General features: G+C 44.8%; 24 protein-coding genes, 1 tRNA gene and 1 pseudogene. 10 read left to right on the forward strand and 16 right to left on the reverse strand.

The features are described from left to right. Positions 1 to 141 precede the first annotated feature (141 nt). Positions 142 to 276, forward strand: a pseudogene (locus RIM23_RS17330) (BON domain-containing protein); the annotation flags it as partial. A gap of 229 nt (positions 277 to 505) precedes the next feature. Further along, positions 506 to 1,516: an alpha/beta hydrolase family protein gene (locus tag RIM23_RS17335; protein WP_446368422.1), complete on the forward strand. Its 1,011-nt coding sequence runs from the start codon at positions 506 to 508 to the stop codon at positions 1,514 to 1,516. 12 nt (positions 1,517 to 1,528) lie between these two features. Here the strand turns inward: RIM23_RS17335 and RIM23_RS17340 are convergent, their stop codons facing one another. From RIM23_RS17340 to RIM23_RS17350, 3 genes are all read right to left on the reverse strand, one after another. After that, complete coding sequence (locus tag RIM23_RS17340) at positions 1,529 to 1,948, reverse strand: peptidylprolyl isomerase (RefSeq protein ID WP_446368445.1); 420 nt, start codon at positions 1,946 to 1,948, stop codon at positions 1,529 to 1,531. A 28-nt stretch (positions 1,949 to 1,976) separates the two neighbouring features. Beyond that, the gene (locus tag RIM23_RS17345; protein ID WP_446356309.1) at positions 1,977 to 2,648 is read right to left on the reverse strand and encodes a TenA family transcriptional regulator; all 672 of its coding nucleotides are present in this window, start codon (positions 2,646 to 2,648) and stop codon (positions 1,977 to 1,979) included. A 216-nt stretch (positions 2,649 to 2,864) separates the two neighbouring features. After that, positions 2,865 to 4,046: a M20 family metallopeptidase gene (locus RIM23_RS17350; protein ID WP_446368423.1), complete on the reverse strand. Its 1,182-nt coding sequence runs from the start codon at positions 4,044 to 4,046 to the stop codon at positions 2,865 to 2,867. Positions 4,047 to 4,285: 239 nt separating this feature from the next. On the opposite strand from RIM23_RS17350, the gene RIM23_RS17355 reads away from it, so the two are divergent. Continuing rightward, positions 4,286 to 5,455 carry an NAD(P)/FAD-dependent oxidoreductase gene (locus RIM23_RS17355; RefSeq protein WP_446368424.1) on the forward strand — a complete coding sequence of 390 codons (1,170 nt, stop codon included), beginning with the start codon at positions 4,286 to 4,288 and terminating at the stop codon, positions 5,453 to 5,455. 199 nt (positions 5,456 to 5,654) lie between these two features. Here the strand turns inward: RIM23_RS17355 and gloA are convergent, their stop codons facing one another. From gloA to RIM23_RS17385, 6 genes are all read right to left on the reverse strand, one after another. After that, the gene (gene gloA, locus RIM23_RS17360) at positions 5,655 to 6,086 is read right to left on the reverse strand and encodes a lactoylglutathione lyase (protein ID WP_006098088.1); all 432 of its coding nucleotides are present in this window, start codon (positions 6,084 to 6,086) and stop codon (positions 5,655 to 5,657) included. Between the two features lie 49 nt (positions 6,087 to 6,135). Continuing rightward, complete coding sequence (locus RIM23_RS17365; protein WP_446368425.1) at positions 6,136 to 6,258, reverse strand: hypothetical protein; 123 nt, start codon at positions 6,256 to 6,258, stop codon at positions 6,136 to 6,138. 82 nt (positions 6,259 to 6,340) lie between these two features. Continuing rightward, the gene (locus RIM23_RS17370; RefSeq protein WP_446368426.1) at positions 6,341 to 7,075 is read right to left on the reverse strand and encodes a hypothetical protein; all 735 of its coding nucleotides are present in this window, start codon (positions 7,073 to 7,075) and stop codon (positions 6,341 to 6,343) included. Between the two features lie 62 nt (positions 7,076 to 7,137). Then, positions 7,138 to 8,973, reverse strand: a complete 1,836-nt coding sequence (locus RIM23_RS17375) for a DEAD/DEAH box helicase family protein (protein WP_446368427.1) — start codon at positions 8,971 to 8,973, stop codon at positions 7,138 to 7,140. Positions 8,974 to 9,177: 204 nt separating this feature from the next. Next, positions 9,178 to 9,804, reverse strand: a complete 627-nt coding sequence (locus RIM23_RS17380) for a Uma2 family endonuclease (protein ID WP_446368428.1) — start codon at positions 9,802 to 9,804, stop codon at positions 9,178 to 9,180. An 87-nt stretch (positions 9,805 to 9,891) separates the two neighbouring features. Continuing rightward, on the reverse strand, positions 9,892 to 10,269 hold the full coding sequence (locus RIM23_RS17385) for an N-6 DNA methylase (RefSeq protein ID WP_446368429.1): 378 nt from the start codon (positions 10,267 to 10,269) through the stop codon (positions 9,892 to 9,894). A 195-nt stretch (positions 10,270 to 10,464) separates the two neighbouring features. Here RIM23_RS17385 and RIM23_RS17390 point away from each other — a divergent pair, with 195 nt between their 5' ends. After that, positions 10,465 to 11,151: a phosphoribosyltransferase gene (locus RIM23_RS17390; protein ID WP_446368430.1), complete on the forward strand. Its 687-nt coding sequence runs from the start codon at positions 10,465 to 10,467 to the stop codon at positions 11,149 to 11,151. 56 nt (positions 11,152 to 11,207) lie between these two features. Then, a complete protein-coding gene (locus RIM23_RS17395) occupies positions 11,208 to 11,516 on the forward strand; it encodes a hypothetical protein (RefSeq protein ID WP_446356316.1) in 309 nt (102 codons plus the stop codon). Here RIM23_RS17395 and RIM23_RS17400 read toward each other — a convergent pair. After that, on the reverse strand, positions 11,513 to 11,887 hold the full coding sequence (locus RIM23_RS17400) for a VOC family protein (protein WP_446368431.1): 375 nt from the start codon (positions 11,885 to 11,887) through the stop codon (positions 11,513 to 11,515). The genes RIM23_RS17395 and RIM23_RS17400 overlap by 4 nt on opposite strands. Before the next feature lie 258 nt (positions 11,888 to 12,145). On the opposite strand from RIM23_RS17400, the gene RIM23_RS17405 reads away from it, so the two are divergent. After that, positions 12,146 to 12,610, forward strand: coding sequence for a CBS domain-containing protein (locus RIM23_RS17405; RefSeq protein ID WP_446368446.1), 465 nt, complete (start codon positions 12,146 to 12,148; stop codon positions 12,608 to 12,610). Positions 12,611 to 12,697: 87 nt separating this feature from the next. Next, positions 12,698 to 13,363: a phycobilisome degradation protein NblB gene (gene nblB, locus RIM23_RS17410; RefSeq protein WP_446368432.1), complete on the forward strand. Its 666-nt coding sequence runs from the start codon at positions 12,698 to 12,700 to the stop codon at positions 13,361 to 13,363. Between the two features lie 82 nt (positions 13,364 to 13,445). On the opposite strand, the gene RIM23_RS17415 is transcribed toward nblB, so the two are convergent. The 4 genes from RIM23_RS17415 to hisF all read right to left on the reverse strand — a co-directional run bounded on the left by RIM23_RS17415 (position 13,446) and on the right by hisF (position 15,046). Beyond that, positions 13,446 to 13,667, reverse strand: coding sequence for a hypothetical protein (locus tag RIM23_RS17415; RefSeq protein WP_446368433.1), 222 nt, complete (start codon positions 13,665 to 13,667; stop codon positions 13,446 to 13,448). A 107-nt stretch (positions 13,668 to 13,774) separates the two neighbouring features. Then, positions 13,775 to 13,847 (reverse strand) — tRNA-Ala (locus RIM23_RS17420). 100 nt (positions 13,848 to 13,947) lie between these two features. Beyond that, on the reverse strand, positions 13,948 to 14,157 hold the full coding sequence (locus RIM23_RS17425; RefSeq protein ID WP_446336635.1) for a hypothetical protein: 210 nt from the start codon (positions 14,155 to 14,157) through the stop codon (positions 13,948 to 13,950). 118 nt (positions 14,158 to 14,275) lie between these two features. Further along, positions 14,276 to 15,046: an imidazole glycerol phosphate synthase subunit HisF gene (hisF, locus tag RIM23_RS17430; RefSeq protein ID WP_446336634.1), complete on the reverse strand. Its 771-nt coding sequence runs from the start codon at positions 15,044 to 15,046 to the stop codon at positions 14,276 to 14,278. A gap of 106 nt (positions 15,047 to 15,152) precedes the next feature. Between hisF and ruvB the strand changes: the two genes are divergently transcribed. After that, the gene (gene ruvB / locus RIM23_RS17435) at positions 15,153 to 16,247 is read left to right on the forward strand and encodes a Holliday junction branch migration DNA helicase RuvB (RefSeq protein WP_446368434.1); all 1,095 of its coding nucleotides are present in this window, start codon (positions 15,153 to 15,155) and stop codon (positions 16,245 to 16,247) included. 69 nt (positions 16,248 to 16,316) lie between these two features. Here ruvB and RIM23_RS17440 read toward each other — a convergent pair whose 3' ends face one another. Next, a complete protein-coding gene (locus tag RIM23_RS17440; RefSeq protein ID WP_446368435.1) occupies positions 16,317 to 16,724 on the reverse strand; it encodes a hypothetical protein in 408 nt (135 codons plus the stop codon). 51 nt (positions 16,725 to 16,775) lie between these two features. Between RIM23_RS17440 and RIM23_RS17445 the strand changes: the two genes are divergently transcribed. Further along, positions 16,776 to 16,934: a hypothetical protein gene (locus tag RIM23_RS17445; protein WP_446368436.1), complete on the forward strand. Its 159-nt coding sequence runs from the start codon at positions 16,776 to 16,778 to the stop codon at positions 16,932 to 16,934. Between the two features lie 451 nt (positions 16,935 to 17,385). On the opposite strand, the gene RIM23_RS17450 is transcribed toward RIM23_RS17445, so the two are convergent. Further along, positions 17,386 to 17,787, reverse strand: a complete 402-nt coding sequence (locus RIM23_RS17450) for a fasciclin domain-containing protein (protein WP_446336631.1) — start codon at positions 17,785 to 17,787, stop codon at positions 17,386 to 17,388. 223 nt (positions 17,788 to 18,010) lie between these two features. On the opposite strand from RIM23_RS17450, the gene RIM23_RS17455 reads away from it, so the two are divergent. Continuing rightward, positions 18,011 to 18,520: a hypothetical protein gene (locus RIM23_RS17455; RefSeq protein ID WP_446368437.1), complete on the forward strand. Its 510-nt coding sequence runs from the start codon at positions 18,011 to 18,013 to the stop codon at positions 18,518 to 18,520. Positions 18,521 to 18,584: the final 64 nt, after the last annotated feature.

Raw genomic sequence — 18,584 nt, forward strand, 5'->3', positions numbered from 1 at the left:
TCTAGCACTAAAAATACTGTTGGGCGAACAGAAATTAACGCTCAGGGAGAGAAGAACCTCTGCTCAAAGTAAGGAAACTTAGTTTGGGTAAGTTCACTCATTGAACTGAGAATCCCTCGCTTTTAGCGATGGGAGCGTCAAGTAGCACAAACGAGTACCACTGTGGTTTTGAAGGGTAAGGTTCCTGATCAGGCGATTTTGGACAAAATGGTGAAGGTTGCCAGAGGGGTCAATGGCGCAAAAGCTGTTGATACGACTCAAGTGACAGTGGGTTAACCTGTTAGCTGTATTAGGCTAGAGTTCCTCTGACGATTATCTATCGACTAATAAGGCATTAGGTTAAACCTAATGCCTATTTAAATTATTTAAGCGTTTCACCGTAGGGGCGCACCGACGTGCGCCCGATTTAAACGCCCCGTGCGCCCGATTTAAAGCTATCAGAAACACTTGACAATGGACTCAATTTTTCCGACAGTCTTAAAATAATCCGAAAATCTCACAGACAATGAGTTCTTTATCCACGAACAAACGATCATCCTTGACCCTAGTCGGGACATTATTGATTGCTTTAGCACCAGGAGAACCAACCGGGGCAACCTTTAGCGCCGAACCTTTATTCGATACAGTCAATACCTATCAAACAACTATTACGACCAATGGTGCTCCCGCCGATATCTATTTCCCGATTCCCTCAAATTCTAACACCAACACCAATCAATTTCCTATCGCCCTACTGTTACAAGGAGCATTAGTAGATAAAGCCGATTACTCCAACTTCGCCAGTACCGTCGCCAGTTATGGATTTGTCGTGGTTGTCCCCAATCATGAACGCACTGTAACCAATCCCAGAACCGGAGAACCCGTCACTGGGTTTATTGCCGAACAGCAGCAAGTCAATGAAGTTCTTTCTTATATAAAAGAAGAAAACGCTAATCCGGATTCACCGATTGCTGGAATGGTTAATACCAACAAACTAGGATTACTCGGACATTCGTTTGGCGGGTTTGTCGGATTAGCCGTTATCCAAAACATCTGCGCTCCCAACGTTTGCGTAGACAAATTTACCCAGCCTCCCGAATTAATGGCTGGTATTTTCTATGGTACAAACTTTAAAGATCCCCCCGAAACAGGTTCATTTCCTCCGATTAATAATCAAATGATTCCTACCGCTTTAATCGCCGGAAGTCAAGACACAATTGCCGATTTAGTTGAAGTCACAGCCACTTACAATCAGATTCAAGATCCACCCAAAGCTTTAGTGATTGTCAAAGGGGCTAACCATTATGGGATTACCAATAAAGATAATCCCGTCCGCGATCCCGTCAGACCTTTAATAGACCAGGATGTAGCCACAGAAACGATTGCGCGGTGGAGTGCCTTATTTTTGCGATCGCATCTGCTCAATGATACCGCCGCCTTTGACTATCTGTACAACAGTGGGGATGATCAGGATGAAAATGTCATCGTGATTCACCCAATCAAACCCCTTGCTGAATCGGCTTTGCCCTCCAACTAAATGAGCAGGCAATTACTGTTCAATCTTCACCGAAAGAATTTTATCGCCTTTTTGAATAGCATTGACAACATCCATATCCTCTGTCTTGCCAAAAACAGTATGGACTCCATCTAAATGGGGTTGAGGCGAGTGGCAAATAAAAAATTGACTCCCACCAGTATTCCGACCCGCATGTGCCATGGATAATGACCCAGCTAAATGCTTATTGGGGTTAATTTCACATTTGATCGTATAGCCAGGACCCCCCGTGCCCGTTCCCATAGGACAGCCTCCTTGAATCATAAAATTGGGAATAACGCGATGAAAATTCAATCCGTCATAGAATCCTTTTTCACTGAGATCAACAAAGTTTTTCACCGTATTCGGAGCATCTTTCTCGAATAAATCCAGATGAATTGTACCTTTTTCCGTTTCCATAATGGCGCGGGTCATACTTTTTTCCTTGCGTGTGATATCATGATTAGGGGTCATTGAACACTGGGGAATGGGTTCCATTATTCGGCACGACCGTTCCAGCATTAAACGCCATTTGCCAAAACTCTGCTTCTAATTGAGCGATTTGCAAAAAGGCAGACTCGGCTTGCTGTTGAATCGATTCTGATGCCTCTGGCAATACCTGATTCGCTTGTTTTTCCAACAAAGTGACATACTCAGTAAATCCGGTATTCCCCCAGCGTTGTGCAAATTCATTGTAAGGCTCACTCATCTGACCTGGCAATTGCCAGCCCTGATTATATGCCAATTCAATCGCCCAAAAAGCAGTAACTTGGACGGGATAAGGCATATCCCAAAGCGTTTGCATGAAGTGACAGTATTGGTTACAGGCGGGTTGTTTTTGAGTATTTAAATTTAATGATCGCTCCATCGCCTTTTCCCGAAACCAAGCCAGTTCATCTTTGATGGCACTTGCCCCACTCAATAGAGTATCAAAATGTGCGGTAGGGGCGGCGGCTAAGACTCGCCCGATCAGGCGGGTAAATTCTAGCACAAATAAATAATCTTGCACTAGCCAGGTGTTAAATTGTTCGGGTTTAATTGTGCCTAATTTACACTGTTCGAGAAATGGATGTATGGTGGCTTTATGCCAGACATGATTGTGTTTTTGTAAAAGTTGTTGACAAGTTAAAGTCATAACCTTATTCTCCCACTTAGTCGGGGCGGGTTTAGTCGCATCTGGATGAATAATACACGATAGTAGTAAAATCCGCCCCGACAACCGATAAATTATTCCACTGGGTTGGGGCGGGTTTAGTCGCATCTGGGTGAATAATACACGATAGTAGTGAAACCCGCCCCGACAAACCATGCCATACGCGAAGTGAAGGGTCAAAATTCAAAACTCCCTTAACTACAAAACAGACTGTTGCCAATATCGGTAGACAGCATAAGCCAGCGTAACCACACCCGTAATAATCGCCGATTCATTCACTTCAAATTGGGGGTGATGTAAGGGATAATTGGGTTTATCCTTAAACCCGACGCCGAGGCGGAACATCGTACCGGGAGCATGTTCTAGATACATGGCAAAATCTTCCGCCCCCATCGAGGATTCGGGTAAAATTTGCACTCGCTCACTTCCCCAGGCTTCTTTGGCAGATGCTTCTAAGAGTTGAGTCAAAGCTAAGTCATTTTGCACCGAAGGCACACCTCGGCGATAATTTACCTCACAGCGAGCGCCATACATCTGGCAGACACTTGCCACAATTGACTCAATCCATTCTGGCAGATTCGCGTGAGTTTCGGGGTGGAGCGATCGCACGGTTCCGGCTAAATGGACTTGATCCGCGATTACATTCGGAGCGCGTCCACCATTAATCTGTCCAATTGTCAAGACTATCGGACGTAAAGGATTCTGAGTGCGGCTAATCGCTTGCTGTAGAGTAGTAATCACCTGAGCCGCAATCCAAATCGCATCCACGGCTTCATGGGGACGGGCACCATGACCCGATTCCCCCATAATAAAGATTTCCAAATCATCCGCCGCCGCCGTCAGTGCGCCATAACGGACACCAATAGAACCCCCTGGAATCGACGGGAACACATGAACCCCAAAAATGGCACTGACATCAGTCATCGCTCCATCTTGCACCATCCAGTTGGCACCTTGGGCGATTTCTTCAGCGGGTTGAAACAAGAAGCGCACATTTCCTGGTAATTGTTCCCCTAATCCGGACAACACCATCGCCGTACCTAAACCAACAGTGGTGTGAACATCATGACCACAGGCGTGCATTATCCCCATCTTACGCGAGGCAAATTCCAGAGCGGTGGCTTCGGTAATCGGTAACGCATCCATATCCGTGCGAATGGCAACTAGGCGTTCATCAGTACCCCCAACTAACTCACCAATCACGCCAGTTTTGCCAATCCCTTCTTGGACAACAATGCCACAGGACGACAGCACACCCGCGACATAAGCCGCTGTTTGGTATTCCTGACCGCTCAATTCCGGATGAGCATGGAAGTGGCGGCGAATTTCAATCAGACGCGGTGCAAGCTCTTGGGCGAGGTCTTTGATTCGGCTAAGCATAAATTTAATTCAAGAGGTCTTACTATACAAGCTGTTCTATTCCATCATCCAAACATCTGAAAAATAATGCAGCCATCGGTTGTTAGAGATTACCTCAACTAAGACATTAATCCCAATCAAAATGGGAGTGGTAGGGTGGGCAATGCCCACCTACAGATGGAGACTGTGCGTAAATCCTGATTACCTTAACTAAGGGGTTAATCATAACAATGGCAGATGTGGAGAATGAGCAAAAAACCATGAAAACCTACGATTGGATTGTTGTTGGTGGGGGTATTACCGGAGCCGCACTCGCTTATGAACTTACCCAGGCGGGTTTAACGGTTCTGTTGGTCGATGCGGACACAGCAATTCAAGGCGCAACTCGGTACAGTTATGGCGGTTTAGCCTATTGGTCAGGGAAATCAGACCTGACGAGAGTGCTATGCGCCCAGGGAATTGAACGTCACCGTCATTTATCAGCAGAATTAGACCATGATACCCAGTTTCGGGAATTGGATTTAGTCCTGACCATTTCTGCCAACCAAAACCCAGAAACAATGGCGGCGGCTTATGCAAATTTTGCCATTGTGCCAAAATTACTCTCAGTCAAGGAGGCTTGTGAGTTAGAACCCCTACTCAATCCTAATGCGATCGCGGGCGTTCTCACGGTTCGTCATGGTCATATTCATCCGGAACACCTCACCCAAGGCTATCGCCAAGCCTTTTGTCGCGCTGGGGGTGAACAGCAGATTGCTCAAGTGGTGGAACTTCTGCGCCAAGGGGATAGGGTTCAGGGGGTGAAAACCTCGGATAATCAAACCTATCATGCTGCCAATACGGTTATTTGTGCCGGGGGATTCAGCCGCGCCTTGCTCAACGCCGCCGGGATTCAGGTGCGCGTCTACTTCACCCACGCGGAAGTGATTGAAACACCACCAGTTGACCTGAAATTGCGGACATTAATCATGCCGGCAAACACCCAACGCTTTCAACTTGAAGCTCAAGCTAGCGCTGCGGAGGTAGAACCCTTTTGGGATGAACCGGCTTACGAATCCGTGCCACCGATTTTAGATGCTGGGGCGATTCAGTTTCTAGATGGTAGTTTACGGATGGGTCAAATTAGTCGTGTTCTGACTCAACCTTTTGCAGAGGTAAACTCAGCCGCTAGTGAGTCTGCCATTCGTACTCAGGTGGGGAATGTCCTACCTGCTTTAGCTAGCCTACCAGGAACTTGGCATCACTGTTTAGTGGCGTTTGGTGGTAATAATTTACCTGTGGTGGGAGCAATTCAGGGCGTAGAGGGTGTCTATATTTTCTCTGGATTTACCAACCCTCTGGTATTTGTACCACCCTTAGCCCAACGCTTTGCCCAATGGGTTATGGGGAAGGAGGATCAAATTATCACTCAATTGGCACGGAATTTGTAGGGAACAGGGAACAGGTAACAGGGAACACGGGAATGTAGAGACGTAGCATGCTACGTCTCTACATCGGGGCGGGTTTAGTTACATTTGGGTGAGGTCAGAAACGATAGTAGTGAAACCCGCCCCTACACATGCTAAAGATATACCGTAGGGTGGGCATTGCCCACCAGCCTCATCTGAGCGTGCCATTCTACTTAAATTGTTAATGACTAGCCGCTGTAGCTTTTTCTTGAGGTTTGGCTGAGCCTTGAGTCCCCAATTGGATTAACTCAATCTTATAACCCGTGGGGTCTTGAACAAAAGCGATGACAGTAGAACCATGTTTCATTGGACCAGGTTCCCGCACGACTTTACCGCCACGCTCCTTAATTTGCTCACAGGTGCCGTAAATATCATCAACGCCAATCGCAATGTGACCATAGGCATCACCTAACTCGTATTGGTCAACACCCCAGTTGTAGGTTAGTTCTAACACGGTATGGTCAGACTCATCGCCATAGCCGACAAACGCTAAGGTAAATTTCCCGCCGGGATAGTCCTTTTTCCGCAATAGTTTCATTCCCAGCACGTCACAGTAGAATTTGAGTGACTCATCCAAGTCACCGACGCGCAGCATTGTATGTAGCATTCGCATAGCTGATTAAAGACCCCTTACGTTTATTCATGTTTCTTTGCTTTTCATTCTATCGAGGCGGTGAGACAGTGCAACAGGTGATTCCCTCAGAAACCAATCCCCAACGGCGAATTTTTAAATCATCGGGGTCAATATGTTCAAGTGCAATATAACGATCAATACCGTCTGCCAATTTAGCACACCAACTACGGAAGACCCCCTTTTATTGCAGTCGTTACTAAAGCAGATCAAATCATTCTGACTTTACATTTTACCTAGCTTTTAGTTTTTGGTAGACTATCTAGTTTTTGTTTTAGAAGTAGATTTTTAATATCTTGCATTCCTAGATTACGCTTACTGTAAACCTCTATGGCATATTCCATCATATCTTCCTCTGTATTATTGGGAGCAAAAGAACGAACGAGTTCTAAAACCGATGCAGTCCTATCAAACAGCTTTACCATTTCGTCATGAGAACAATAGCTAATTTCTTGAGTGTGGATTATTGCAGATTCATTAAGTTTCTGTCTAGGAGAAATCAGAACAGTTGAACAAGGTACAGAATCAGGAATATGTCCTTCTGCTCTGACAGTTGTTTCATGTCTACCAGCTTGAGTGACTGTATTTAACGAGATACCATAATTAGCTGTTTCTTCAGTGCGTCCTTCCTCAGTTTTTGCTTCAAATACAAAGGCGTGCCAATTTCCAAATATCCAGAGTCCATCAGGTTTACCTTGTTCTTTCTTTTTCCATTTATGGGTTTTCGCGCCAAGCATTCGACCAAGTGACTCTAACCCATCTTCAAAAGGTGTAGCATCTATATTTTCAATATTTGTTTGCACAGTAGCAACTTTTTGATAGTACTTCCTACCCATAATCCCCCATTCCGTTAATAAATCATTTATTTGCATGAACCATTCTCTCCAAGGAAGATTATCATTTTCATCTGCTGCCTTCTCTAGATAAGGAAATAGCTTATTTAGCCAGTTATTGTCTTTAGTGGTTTTCAATGCTTCTTCTAAATTAGAAATAGCTGAATTTCTAAAGATCTCTTTATCAGACTCTTTCCATGCTAAAAAAGCAGAATTTGCTGCTTGATGATACCAAAAAGTGACATAAGGCTTAAGTTGTGTCCCCCCCCCTCTAAAGAATCTAAAACTTTTGTTGCTTCATTGAATGCTTCTTTATGTTTACCATTCCAAGATTGATAAACATAATTGATTTCATGAGGCATAGATTTTGCAAGAGCTTCAGCTACATCATCTGATACTTTCAATGAAGAATCACGAAGTTTTTGAATCTCATCCTCAGCGTCTTTCCAATCTGGAGTTTTATTAAAAAAATCTTCGCCTAGCTCAACAAAATTATCGACTTCCAACTCTGTAGAATTATCTAACCCAAATTGAATTTCTGCTTGTAACTCTGGGTGCATCCCTTGTAAATTAATAGACGTACAGCACCACTTCGTTAAATCTTCTCCAAGAAGTATAACTAAAGCATAATCGTTTTCGTCACGAGTGCATCGCCCCATTGCTTGTGTAACTCTGGTACGGATACGATTGCGTAATTGTGAGGATGCTCCAAGACGAGTCAGTAAAAATTTTTCCTGCAATCCACTACCAGTAGGCATTCCGTCTAGGACTATAAAGCGACAGTCATCACCAGGTAGATCAATTCCATCATAACGAGTAGCAAGTATGAGAACCGTAGGCTTGTTACTTTTAGTAAAAGTCTCTAAACTTTTTTCAATATCTGTTGACTGTAATATAGTGTGGGTATCCTTTAAAAAATTTGACCATGCTTGAAGAGATGTATTGTTGGGAACAAGAATAAGTCCACGCTTTCTTTTTTGAAGCATTATAGCAGCAACTTCTTTTGGATTAATTCCCGATGACATTGCTGGTAAAAAAATTAACTTTCTTCCTATACTCCTTTTATTCCATTCTTCAGGAATAGGGATTTTATGTATTTTGTTAACTCCAAAAACACGCTCAAGATACCCATCTTCTCCTAATGTTGCTGACATATATATTCGTTGATGTGCATTTGAAAATGGTTGATGAGTTAACGTGGGAGGAATAATTGGACGAATTTCAAAGTTTTCTGATGAACAATATATCGAACAAGCATCAAGATGAGATGAGATAAAACCCCAAGCATATTTTAGGTCTCGGTAATTTTGATCGTTTTCGTTAATTTTAATTAATGACTCCAAAGATTCTATAATTTGCTGATGTTTATTATGACAAGCAATATTTGAGATCAAATCAACTTGTTTTTTTTCGTAAGAGATGCCATGATGTTTGATATAGTAAGCTATATAGTCAGGCATTACTGGCTCAAGAATACGAACAATTTGGTCAAACAGTTGTTTATGGTTATTTCTATTAATAGAAACTGTCCATAAAGACGCTACATAATCATCCGCAGCATGAGCATCGTCACAAATAATTATATTTGGATCGTTAATCCTTGGATTAGTATTAAAAATGCTACTGTAAGTAGTAATAGCAACTACCTCAGATCTTTGATAGTTGTAAAACTCAGTTGTATTATAATCTCTCTGTGATCCAGTTAAAGTTACTGTATTAATTCCATACAAATCTGCTTTTTCATGAACTTGACTACAAAGTTGACGAGTAGGGCATAGATAAACAACCCTTTCTTTTAGTACTCTCCGCCGATATTCAGCAATTAAAAGACCAATAAGTGTTTTTCCCGTACCCGTTGGTAATTCGATAGCAATATTCTTAGCATTCTTTAAGTAATCTTTTTTATACTTATTTAATATTTGACCTTGATGGTTCCCCAAAAACTTGATTGAAGGATCACGTTTCAAATCTCTGAACATGAGATCAATAGACTCAGGAACAGAGTTTTGGTTTTTCGATGTCCGAAATTTAGCCATTTTCTTCCTAGACTTATTAGTAAGTATTTAGCTTAAAGCTACTATTCTGTCACAAGAATTTTTGTTGCTGATTAGATTAGTCGGCAAATCTTTAGCAATCCTAATTGCCCCTAATTTTACTGCTAAATTATAAGCACTTAGATCAGTGTTTTCCATGATTAACAAACCATTCTTTAGTTAATTATAAGACGAGCAATACTATTTTTATAATGACTGACCTACTTGAAAAATTCGTTCTGCCCTGAGATTAAGCTCAGAGAACGTAGGGGAAATAATTACATCATCCCCTTGAAACTGATTCATTTGATACTCCCCCTCAACAAGTTGATAAACCGATACCGTCGGTTGTTTGGGACTCCCTAAGAAATTGCGTCCTCCTAGCGCAGCATAATCAACAATCCAATATTCAAAAACACCCATTTCTTCATAGTCTGCTCTCTTTTTAAAATAATCGTCACGCCAGTTTGTACTGACAACTTCAACAATGAGTTTGACAGATTGAGCATTTTCAATAATAGATTCTTTTTGCCAACGGGGTTCTGCTTTTATGGCTTCTTGGTCTAAGACGATAATATCAGGCTCATATCCTGACTTCCCATTGCTAGATTTAACAATAGATTCTCTAGGAATTGTCCAACTTCCTCGCTTTCCCATCTGGACAATGGTAAGAATCAACTCTTCTATCAAAAAGCCTGTTACGTTAGAGTGTGTGCCAGTGGGTTTGGGCATTTCGACAATTACCCCATCGTGGAGTTCGTAGCGTTTTCCTGTATTAGGATACCACGCAATAAACTCTTCAAAGGTAACAGTTTGGGTCAAAGATTGAACCATAGACTTGTTTTGGGGGAGTTCTTCTAATCATTTTTAACCGATAGGGTGCAGGAAGACCCTAATTTCAGGGTAGCGGATTAGAGGACTTCACATCATCTGGTCTAACATCTCAACCACCTCATCCATCTGTCGCCAAAACTCCCGCCCTGACTCCTGCCAATCCGACCAGAGTTCCTTTAAACTACGCTTATCCGTCTCCATCCCATTTTCCAACACCCTCCGCACATAAAGCGGAATCGACAAACTATAATCCTGTTGACTCACCTGCTCAACCGTCACCACCTTAGCAAACCCCTCCTCATCCCTAAACCCGCGATACGCGGCTAAAATCCGTTTCTGGTGTTCCGGCTTCAAGAAACTCTGCGCCTGTACCCGCGCCACCTCTTTTACCGCATCAATCAGTAAAATTTTACCCCTTCGTTCCTGGGGTTTCTGAGTGCGACAAATCACCACACAAGACTCCATTGGCGAGTTGTAAGTTGCGACGTATGACCTTATGTTAAGAACAATGGTACTGACTGGCATGGTGGTGGGCAGTGCCCACCCTACGGTATATCTAGGGTGGAGGCAATTGATGTTAAGAATCATGCTTGATTGATCTAAAAGCATAACCAAAATCAGGCATGATTAGGGCAGGTCTGTTAAATGCTGGAGGAACCTATGTCATCGGCTCCGCTATTTAGCGATCGCGCTCATGCCGGTGAGGAGCTTTCTCAAGTTCTGCTCACCCAAATTACTGAACTGGAAACGACGACGGATGATACTGTATCACCCGTGGTGTATGCACTCCCCCGTGGCGGTATTCCTGTCGCTGTACCGGTTGCTCGTCGGTTAAATTGTCCTCTGGATATCGTGGTGGCTAAAAAAATTACCACCCCCCAAAATCCAGAATTAGCCATTGGCGCTGTCACCTCAGAAGGACAAGTTTTGTGGGCGCAACACCGACTATGGAGAAGACTTCAGTCTAGTTTGCGAAACACCGCCCTGCGTCATGCTCAAGATAAAGCTCAAGCTCAGCTTGCTGAATTTGCCAAAGGTTGTCCTCAGGCTAATCCCCAAGGAATGTTAGCCCTTTTGGTTGATGATGGGATTGCTACAGGGATGACGATGGTTGCAGCAACTCAAGCGTTGAAAGAGCATCATCCTCACCAGATCTGGATTTGTACACCCGTCGCACCAGCCGGATTGATCAAGTGGCTCAGTCGTTTTTGCGATCGCTTAGTTATCCTGGAAACACCGGATGACTTTCTCAGTGTCAGCCGTTTCTATGGGGAATTTCCGCAGGTCAACACGGATGAGGCGCTGACTTATTTACAAGAGTACAATCATCTTCCCCACCAACAGTAGCCAAATTAGTTGCCCTGAATTATCTTAACCAATAGTTCTCGCTGATGAGTTTTTTCATGAGACATTTACAATTCTGTTGGCGCACATTGGTGCTTTCCACGCAGCAAAATCCACCGGAGTCAATCGAACATTTGATGGTATTGTTAACCTTGGCTTTGGGCTTAAATTGGGTCTTTCAACCTGACTGGCAATACCTTGTCCTCAGTTCTAGCTTCGCGATTGGTGCAGCAGCCTCCATGTGGGTTAGGGAAGCCATTGTACCGTCACCTCGTCCACGTATGGTTATGATCGTCGCGATTACGGTTTTACTTCTCTATAGCGTCTATGCCTTTGCCAATGTTGCTTATGACGTGGCGATCACTTAAGGCTGAGGCTGGTGTAAAATTAAGCGATTGCCATTGGGGTCATAGGCGTAGATTTCCCGCCCATGGGAGGCGACGATGATTTCGCCCGGTGGGGGATATCCCAGGTTGCACAATTGTGCGATCGCGGCGTCTAAGTCATCGACATCTAAACACAAGCTCAATCCACTTTTCTCAGACTGCTCAAATTCCTGTCGATGGTTATCCCTGGGTTTAAATAGTCCGAGTCGCAATCCAGGGAGATGAAACTCGGCATAGTTGTTGGGAATATGGCAATGGGGAGATTCGGCAAGTAATTGACTATAAAACTCAACCAGTGGCTCGATATTCGCCGCCGCTATGGTAACCAAAGCCCTATGCAAGTGAATTTTCATCTGAACAATAATAAAATATTTCAGGAAGTCTGATTATGTTTAAATTTTCAAATAAAAACCAGCTTATCCCCCAATAATAATTTATAACTCCTTATTGAATATTGACATAAAAATGTTTTTATGCATAAAAGAGAATCTTCCAGTTCAGATCATTGAACTCGTGTCCTCAACAGAGAAATTGCAGCGCAATTGATCCCCGCACTTGCCTAAAACCCTAAAATAGGATGAGTACTTCCTTTGAAAACACTAAACCTGAATATGCCCAAAACCGTTGCCGAAGTGATGAGCCGTGACCCGATCACGGTTACCCCCCAAACGCCGATTAAAGAGGCGATGAAAATTCTTGCCCAACGAGGTATCAGTGGTTTGATGGTGGTCAATGATACAGGCAAATTGGTGGGCATTATTTCAGAAACAGATTTGTTGTGGCAACAGACAGGAGTAGAACCCCCTGTCTACATCGTATTTCTCGACAGTGTGATTTATCTAGAAAACCCAGCCCGGTACGAAGAAGAACTGCACAAGGCACTAGGGCAAACCGTTGGAGAAGTCATGACCCATGAACCTGTGGTTGTCAAGCCCGATCAACCCTTACGCAAAGCCGCCAAACTAATGCAGGACAAATCCCTGCGCCGTTTAGCGGTGACTGACAACCAGGGGAAAGTGATTGGTGTCCTCACGGCGGGAGATATTGTGCGGGCAATGATTGCGGAATTGGAATAGTCATAAACCCACCGCCTAAAACTGTGGGCTTATGGTAGAGTGCCACGATTCAAGATAAATCACTGATCAATAATAAATACATTACAAATGACTGTTTCTCGTGAGTCTGTTGAACAGTTGCTAAATTCCGAGGACTTTGGCAACCGCCTAAGTGGGGTAAATCTACTACGTCAGCTAGAACCATCGATAGCTTATGAATTAGTCCAGCCTATTGTGACTGACGCTAATGCTCGGGTTAGGTACGCCGCCGTTAGCCAACTTGATACCCTTGGAGATCAGGATTTATCACTCACCTTGAGAATGTTACGCGATCGCCTCTTGAACGACTCGGAACCGGATGTCCAAGCTGCAGCCGCTGACGCTTTGGGCGCCCTGAAGATGACCGAGGCGTTTGATGAGATGCAACAGTTATATCACCAATCATCGGAATGGTTATTGCAGTTTAGTATTGTTGCGGCATTAGGTGAACTGGGCTCCTCGCGTGCTTTTCCCCTCTTAGAAGAAGCACTTTCCTCCGAAACCAGCTTGATTCAAACCGCTGCGATTAGTTCGTTGGGAGAACTAGGTGATCCCCGTGCTGTGCCACTATTAGTTCCCTTTGCCACCGATCCTGACTGGCAAGTGCGTTACCGAGTCGCCCAGGCGCTCAAGCCCTTCGATAGTTCAGAGGCTAGAGCCGCCTTAGAAGCCTTAGCCAATGACTCGGTTGAGCAAGTGGCTCAGGAAGCCAAACGAAATTTAGAATCAATTTAGCCAGTTTGAGGATAAACACCCAACATCGCTTTATCTAATTTCGGCGAGAAGACCTCGCCTATGTACTCATAGGCGGGGAGTGTCAATCGACAACTTTCACGAGTCCACGATGCACACCATAGATCAACCGCATTAAGATAGCTTCATCATTATTTGTGAAAGAATTGTCCCAAGGAGCTGTCATCAATTCACGCCAGTCAGACAAACTGATCTGACCCTTACACATAATGTCAGCAAATATCGGTGCCAAACAGCATCGGCTCAAGGTTTGTTCGTCTAGAGGAGCTTGTTCAGTGGCATTCATGATTGTGGTTGTTGGGTTGACTTTCAAAGGATGAACAGATCAATTCTACTCACTCATGATCACTCATCCCGCGATCGCGTCACCAAAACCCTATTATATGCAGTTAATGGAGCTAAGCGGATTCGAACCGCTGACCCCCTCAATGCCATTGAGGTGCTCTACCAGCTGAGCTATAGCCCCGTGCAGCATCTTCTATCATGCCTTTATTTTATCGCTGCGTCAAGTCTTAATTAAATTATTGCCTCGTGAGAGATTATCGAGTTATGAAACAATAGCATCCCTAAAACGAACCTGACACTGCCGCAATGCGACTCAAGTAGCCCAAATAGCTGTCCATCAAAAAATATACCACTAACATGGCGGCGGCTGACATCGCCACCAAGGTGCCAGCCAGCATCAAGGAAAACTCTCGTGTATCAAACGCCTGTTGCATTAAGTGCAGTGACCAAGCGACTAAAGCAATATCAAATATTAAAATAGCAATCAACATAATTTACGAAATGTAACATCGAATCTATTCTAGCAGTCGTCTATGTAGCTGCAAACAATCCAATTGTGTGATATAAGTCACAAGAGTTAAAGGCAGATCAGCCGGGATTTGAGAAACCTTAGATCATCCTGACGGGAACCTGATGGTGCTGCAAATGGTGCTTAATTTCCGATACGGTGAGTTGTCCGTAATGCAATAAAGAGGCTAAGAGGGCGGCTTCGGCTTTCCCCTCGGTTAGGGCTTGATAAATGTGATCGCAAGTTCCAGCACCACCGGAGGCAATTACCGGAATTTCTACCTGTTCAGCAATGGTGCGGGTTAGCTCTAAGTCATACCCAGCTTGAGTCCCATCAGCATCCATGCTGGTTACCAACAGTTCTCCCGCGCCACGTCGCTCGACTTCTTTTGCCCAGGCGATCGCGTCAAGTCCTGTATTTTCTCGTCCGCCACGCACGAAAACATCCCAACCCGGATGGCTGGGATCTACGCGGCGACGGGCGTCAATCGCCACGACAATACATTGATTGCCAAAGCGATCGCTGGCTTGATTGATAAAATCTGGATTGCGGACAGCCGCCGAGTTAATACTGATTTTATCAGCACCAGCCCTTAACAATAATTTAACAGTTTCTAAGGATTGGATACCGCCGCCGACGGTTAAGGGAATAAACACCTGTTCTGCGGTACGGTAGACAACATCAATAATAATATCGCGGTCTTCATGAGTAGCAGTGATATCCAAAAACACCAGTTCATCAGCACCAGCTTGGTTGTAAGCTTGTGCCAATTCCACTGGATCACCAGCATCTTGCAAATTTACAAAGTTGACGCCCTTGACCACCCGCCCAGCCTTTACATCCAGGCAAGGTAAGATTCGTTTAGCTAGCATGTCAGATGTCTTACGCTGTGTGATGGGATAATACTTACTCTCTTAACTAATCTAAACCTTTTGTGCTTGAGTGTCTCGGTTGCAGATGAAATGATAGGCTTAAATCATGGCTATAACGTCCTTTAGACAATCTCAAGAACCTGACCCACAACCCCCATCTCGTCAGAAAAAAAAGGGTCGCCGTAAGGAACGCCAGCAAGAGTTGGAAACAGACTTGTTACTGGCTACTGCGATAGCCGAGGAAACAGAGAACCAAGAGGAAGGGATTCGTCCCCACCGGCTAGCCGACTATATCGGGCAAAAAGAACTCAAAGACCTCTTAGGAATTGCGATCGCAGCGGCGAAGGCGCGAAATGAATCATTAGACCATTTGCTCTTGTACGGACCGCCGGGATTGGGCAAAACCACGATGTCGCTAATTTTGGCGACAGAGATGGGGACAAATTGCAAAATTACGGCGGCTCCGGCTTTGGAACGCCCCCGGGATATTGTGGGGATTTTAGTGAATCTTAAACCGGGGGATATTTTATTTATCGATGAAATTCATCGCCTCTCGCGCATGAGTGAGGAACTTTTGTATCCGGCGATGGAGGATTATCGTTTGGATATTACCATTGGCAAAGGGCAATCGGCGCGAACCCGGAGTATTCCCTTACCCCAGTTTACCCTAGTTGGCGCTACGACAAGGGTGGGATCACTCACCTCCCCCTTGCGCGATCGCTTCGGTTTGATCCAGCGTCTGCGGTTCTACGAACCCGATGAATTGAGTTTAATTGTGCAACGAACCGCCCAGTTATTACAAGCGCCGGTGAGTGAAGAAGGGGCGGTAGAAATTGCCCGTCGTTCTCGGGGAACTCCCCGCATTGCCAATCGTTTACTCAGGCGAGTACGAGATTATGCTCAGGTGAAAAAGATGGACGTAATTAACCAGGATGTCGCCGCCGAAGCTCTGGAAGTATTCAATGTCGATCCGGCGGGTTTGGATTGGACAGATCGGCTCGTGTTAAGTGTGATGATTGAACAATTCCAGGGAGGACCTGTGGGCTTAGAAGCCGTAGCCGCCGCAACTGGAGAAGACGCTCAAACCATTGAGGAAGTGTATGAGCCGTATTTATTACAGATTGGGTACTTACATCGAACCCCTCGTGGTCGTGTTGCTACAGACGCGGCTCGTAAGCATTTAGGATATTGGCAAGATTGACCCGGGCTAGCTACATCGTTCATAGCAAGGGGACAGACATGAACTATGAACGATGAATCATCTCCATGGTTAACCGTGCATAGCTCGATGCTTCAACTCCTCGTGCGCTCTAGAGGGGAGCGATTCAAGTTTTTTGGGCGCTCTTCCATTTTCACGGGGAGCCTCAACCTTTGCCCAGTTCTCCTGAATGTAGTTTAGATCGTCCGCCGAAGCCACGTAGCTTTCAACATAACCGCAATTGACACAAACATACGTATCCAGTGCAGCATAGCGAGCGCTAGAGTTGCCTAATCCTAGGGTCATCGTATTCAGTGCTGGAAACTTTCGGTTTTTGTTGCTTCTAACCTGATACGATCCACAGGAGCTGCATTGACCATTCTTCATTGTCATGACTGCTTCAACCTTACAAGTTGGCTTTCCTTTTGACTTCATTAGGGAAACGGTACAATCCGGATGACTGTTAACGTTTGTTTTCATTTAGTTTGTATATAATCAGCGCCTGCAAGAGATGGGATAGAGAGGATTGGATTGAGGGAAACCTTTGGGAAAGTTGCACCTGATATCCATTTACCAGGATTCCCTAAACCCTCGCCTATCTCAACATTTTGGCTCGCGATCGCGCTGCACATTGTAGATGACTTTTTGCCAATACCCGTTTTCAGCAACAACCGGGATGGTTTCTCCTGATCTGATCGAATCGGCGATTAGCTAGCAACCAATCTCTTCCCAATACAAACAGCCGCTGACGCTGTTCTGTTCGAGGTTGGTTAAATTAGTTGGGCTGCTGATGGCTGCTATTCATTATACTTTGCCTCCCCCTCTTTCATCATTTCGTCAATGAAACTTGGGGTTAGTCTAGTCCACAGAATTCTGGTGTGAGTGTTTTTGTAATTAAACAGGCTGCTGCCCAAATAGAATCTTTCTCAATACCTTATGACGTTGCCAAATTTACAACCGATCACCACTATGAAATGGTAGCAAAATTAACACATTAACATATTGAAATTTACATCTGATATCATTACATTAACAACCTGTAGGGGCGACCCGTTTGTATCAATTAACAACACCAGTCCACTTGGGTTCGGTCAGGTCGCCCTTTACTCAATCAGGTCAGGTCGCCCTAGTGATGGTGACTTTACCCCATGAGAATTACCGTGTCAATGACATGGATAATACCATTATCCGCTTCGATATCAGGGGCAACAACTGTCGCATTTTTGACTTCAAAACTATCAGAACAGTCAATTCGGATCGACGAACCCTCAACAGAGGTTACTGAATCGACATTAGCTAAATCAGCTTGAGTCAATTTACCAGAAACGACATGATACTTCAGAATTCGCGTAAGCTGGGGAATATTTTGGAGCAAGGTTTGTATGGTTCCCGGTGGTAACTTAGCAAAAGCGGCGTCATTAGGTGCAAAAACCGTAAAAGGACCAGGACTTTTGAGAGTATCCACTAAACCAGCCGCTTGCACAGCAGCTACTAGGGTTTGGAACGAATCCGCACTAACGGCGATATCTACAATATCAGGCATTGATTTCAACTCATCCTCTGCAAAATAATCTCTTCCCGGATTTTGACATTCTCCCATATACCTGTGTAGGGGCGGGTTTTACTACTCAGTAGGTGGGTGGAAATAAACCCAATTCGATTAAGTTTTCTGAATTTCCTTGATCTGCTCACGTTTCAAGAGCAACCGTGGCAAGTCAGGTAGTCGCAGGGTAAAATCAGCGACATCAGTACTGAGGAGTCCGGATATGGGAAATTTTATTGGTATCAGCGTAACCCTTGCTACAGCAGTACTCGCGAGTCTTGGGTTTACCCCCACCTCAGCATCGGCTCAAGCCGCTTATGGTAGTTATGTCGGGGCTGGTGGTACTTTCGGTATTGAAGAAGATAGTCGCGGTGAAGGGCGGCAATTTGGGGGAGTGTTGGCGGTACGGTACAAACTCTTAGAACTTCCTGTCTCTCTGCGAGCGCAAGCCCTGATTGGTGCAGGTACGGCGGTGGTGCCAACCATTTCTTATGACTTTCCCCTCAACTGGCAAACGGATGTTTATCTGGGGGCGGGTGCGGCGTTTGCTAGTGGTGATACGCCATCGCCGGTGGGAGATAAAACTAGCTTTGCTTTGCAACCGGGTATTGATTATGTTGTTCCTGGCGGTAGTACGGTGCTTTTTGGTAATGCGATTATTGCTTTTGATGCCTATCGTCAGGGAGGCGGCACGGCGGTTTCGGTGCAGGGTGGCGTAGGATTGAGATTTTAACTAGACACGGCAAGTCATCTCGCCGCTAACCCTCCCCAAGGCGACGGGGAGGGAACTCCAAGGG

It is taken from the genome of Coleofasciculus sp. G3-WIS-01, from assembly GCF_040223135.1.
Lineage (GTDB): Bacteria > Cyanobacteriota > Cyanobacteriia > Cyanobacteriales > Coleofasciculaceae > Coleofasciculus.